Below are 3,180 nucleotides of genomic sequence, written 5' to 3'. Positions count from 1 at the left end.
TCGGTGAGCTGCCGCCACGCGCCCCGGGCCCCGGGCACCTTGGCCTGTCCGCCGAGCTTGCCCTCGATGCCCACTTCCCGCGCCACGCTGGACACCTGCTGGGCGAAGATGCCGAGCGTGTCCGTCATGCTGTTGATGGTGTCGGCCAGTGCGGCCACCTCGCCCTTCGCGTCGACGACGAGCTTCTGGGTGAGGTCACCATTGGCGACCGCGGTCACCACCTTGACGATGCCGCGCACCTGGGTGGTCAGGTTGCGGGCCATCAGGTTCACGTTGTCGGTGAGGTCCTTCCACGTACCGGCGACGCCGGGCACACGCGCCTGGCCACCCAGCTTGCCCTCGGTCCCCACCTCGCGAGCGACGCGGGTCACTTCCGAGGCGAACGCGTTGAGCTGATCCACCATGGTGTTGATGGTGTCCTTCAGCTCGAGGATTTCACCCTTCGCATCGACGGTGATCTTCTTGGACAGGTCCCCGTTGGCGACGGCCGTCGTCACCTTGGCGATGTTGCGCACCTGGTTGGTCAGGTTGGACGCCATCGAGTTCACGCTGTCGGTGAGGTCCTTCCAGACGCCGGACACGCCCTGCACCTCGGCCTGACCGCCCAGCTTTCCTTCGGTACCCACCTCGCGAGCGACGCGGGTCACTCCGCGGCGAACGAGCGCAGCTGGTCCACCCTGGTGTTGATGGTGTTCTTCAGCTCGAGGATTTCGCCCTTCACATCGACGGTGATCTTCCGCGACAGGTCGCCATTGGCCACCGCCGTCGTCACCAGCGCGATGTTTCGCACCTGGCTGGTGAGGTTGGAGGCCATGAAGTTCACGTTGTCGGTGAGGTCCTTCCACGTACCGGAGACGCCGGGCACGTCGGCCTGACCGCCCAGCTTTCCTTCCGTACCGACTTCCTTCGCGACGCGGGTCACCTCACCGGCGAACGAGCGCAGCTGCTCCACCATGGTGTTGATGGTGTTCTTCAGCTCGAGCACCTCGCCGCGCGCATCGACGGTGATCTTCTTGGACAGGTCACCGCGGGCAACGGCCGTGCTCACCTCGGCGATGTTTCGCACCTGGGCGGTGAGGTTGTTGGCGAGCAGGTTCACGTTGTCGGTGAGGTCCTTCCACGTACCCGCCACACCCGGCACATCCGCCTGGGCGCCCAGCTTGCCTTCCACGCCCACCGTCTTGGCGACGCTGGTCACCTGGTCGGCGAAGATGCCGAGCGTCTTCGTCATGCTGTTGAGCGTGTCGGCCAGCGCGGCCACCTCGCCCTTGGCATCCACCACGAGGCGCTGGGACAGGTCCCCGTTGGCGACCGCCGTCACCACCTTGACGATGCCTCGCACCTGGGTCGTCAGGTTGGAGGCCATCAGGTTCACGTTGTCGGTGAGGTCCTTCCACACGCCGGAGACGCCGGGCACGTCGGCCTGACCACCCAGCTTGCCCTCGGTACCCACTTCCTTCGCGACGCGAGTCACTTCGCCGGCGAACGAGCGGAGCTGGTCCACCATCGTGTTGACGGTGTTCTTCAGCTCCAACACCTCGCCCCGCGCGTCGACGGTGATCTTTCGCGACAGGTCGCCCCGCGCCACGGAGGTGGTCACCTCGGCGATGTTGCGCACCTGCGCGGTCAGGTTGTTGGCCAGCTGGTTCACGCTGTCGGTGAGGTCCTTCCACGTACCGGCGACACCGGGCACGCGGGCCTGACCGCCGAGCTTCCCTTCCGTACCGACCTCGCGTGCGACGCGCGTCACCTCGGCGGCGAAGGAGCTGAGCTGATCCACCATCGCGTTCACGGTGGTACCGATGCGGAGGAACTCGCCCTTCACCGGTTGGCCGGGCAGATCCAACGCCATCTTCTGCGTGAGGTCACCGCGGGCCACCGCGCCCAGCACGCGCGCCACCTCGGTGGTGGGCTGAACGAGGTCGGCGATGAGCGAATTGATGGAGCCGATGCTGGAGGCCCAGCCGCCGCTCACCGGTCCGAGCGAGGCGCGCTCCGCCATCTGGCCCTCGCGACCCACCACGCGCTCCACGCGGACGAGCTCGTCCTGCATCCGCTGGTTCATCGCCACCAGGGCGTTGAAGGCGAGGGCGATCTCCTCCATCGCCGCCGGCTGCTGCTCGGGCGGCAGGCGCACGGAGAAATCGCCATAGGTGACGGCCTGGAGCGACTCCAGCAGCGTCTCGAGCGCGGCCGCCGTCGAGGGCCGGCGAGGCGCATGACCATGCACACGGCGCGCGAGCGTGGTGGGCTTGCGCAGCTTCTTGCCGGTCTGGACACGCGTGGGGTGTTTGTTGCGACGGTTCACGAGCCCTCTCCAGTGCGGATGGTTGGCGATGGGCTCAACCAGAGGGCTTTACCGATTCGTTCCTACATGGTCCCACGCCGCGCTCGGGGGCGGGCGCCCAGGCGGGCCACCCCACGCACTGGAATTTCCCGCGCTAGCGGGGCGAGAGCATGAGCCGCGTCTCCCCGAGCGCCTGGCCCCGCCCATCGATGAAGCGCGCTCGCACCTCCAGCGGCCGGGCGAGCCAGCCCCCCTGCACCGGGGTGCTGTAGGGCAGGGGCACATCCACGCCCGCCGCCACCTCCTGGGCGACTCCCTCGGGAGGGAAGAAGCGCAGCGGCTCTCCCGAAGGCGAGGTCGTCTCGATGGTCAGCCGCGCTCCCTCGGGAGCCGTGTAGCTGAACTGCACCGTTCCGCCCTCCGCGCACACCAGCGTGTCTCCCGGCCGGGCCTCACCCCGCACCTGTCCGTCCGCGCCAATGCAGAAGGCCCGCACACCCCACGCCGAGGTGCCCGTCTCCACGCCGCGCGCCTGGAACTCGGATTCCGGCGCCCGCAGCCGCGGCACCACCAGCAGCAGCGCCACCGCGGCCATCGCCATCCCCGCCGCCAGGGGCATGAAGGACAGGGAGAAGAAGGGCTTGCGCTCGGGCACCGGCACCCGCGCCGGCTGGAGCGCCACCCCGAGTCGGGCGAACAGCTCCTTTTGCAGCAGCGCCTCGCGCCCCGGGGGCAGGGCCCGCTTCTCCAATGCCGACTCCACCCGGCTCAGCTTGTCGTAGGCCTCCCGACACTCGGCGCACCCCGTCGCGTGCGCGCGCAGCCGCGTGTAGCCCTCCCCTTCCAGCTCACCCCGGAAGAGGGCCTCCAGCGCCTGCTTCGCCTGTCTGTCC

General features: G+C 68.7%; 1 protein-coding gene and 1 pseudogene. Both read right to left on the bottom strand.

Annotation, left to right across the window (positions count from 1 at the left end; all coding sequences use genetic code 11):
- Window positions 1–2,230 (bottom strand): annotated as a pseudogene (locus tag VF794_RS04395) (HAMP domain-containing protein); the annotation flags it as partial.
- A gap of 211 nt (window positions 2,231–2,441) precedes the next feature.
- Window positions 2,442–3,180 (bottom strand): zf-HC2 domain-containing protein (locus VF794_RS04390; protein ID WP_331107917.1); only part of this gene is annotated, 739 nt, incomplete at its 5' end.

The sequence above is a fragment of the Archangium sp. genome (assembly GCF_036389735.1).
Lineage (GTDB): Bacteria > Myxococcota > Myxococcia > Myxococcales > Myxococcaceae > Archangium.
This window is presented reverse-complemented; position numbering and strand designations above follow the sequence as displayed.